General features: G+C 68.9%; 1 pseudogene. It reads left to right on the top strand.

Features of this window, described 5'->3' with window-relative positions:
* Positions 1–341: pseudogene (locus IE302_RS42965) on the top strand (NCS2 family permease); the annotation flags it as partial.

Here is a 341-nt window from a genome sequence, read left to right on the forward strand (position 1 = left end):
CTGGCGATCGTCGTCGAGGCGATCACCAAGGTCGGACCGTCGAAGGGGGTCAACCCGCTGGGCTGGAACCTCGGCTACCCGGCGCTGCCGGATCAGGTCGTCGGTCTGCCGGACCTGTCGCTGGTCGGTGAGGTCTCCTTCGGCGCCTGGACGCGGTTGCCGATCATCACCGTCGTGCTGCTGGTGTTCACGCTGGTGCTGGCGGACTTCTTCGACACCATGGGCTCGATGACCGGGCTGGCCAAGGAGGGCGGCCTCCTCCCGGAGGACGGCAAGCTGCCGAATGTCGGGAAGGCCCTGTTCGTGGACGGCACGGCGGCGGTGGCGGGTGGGTTCGCGTC

The organism is Amycolatopsis oliviviridis (genome assembly GCF_014654365.1).
GTDB classification, from domain to species: domain Bacteria; phylum Actinomycetota; class Actinomycetes; order Mycobacteriales; family Pseudonocardiaceae; genus Amycolatopsis; species Amycolatopsis oliviviridis.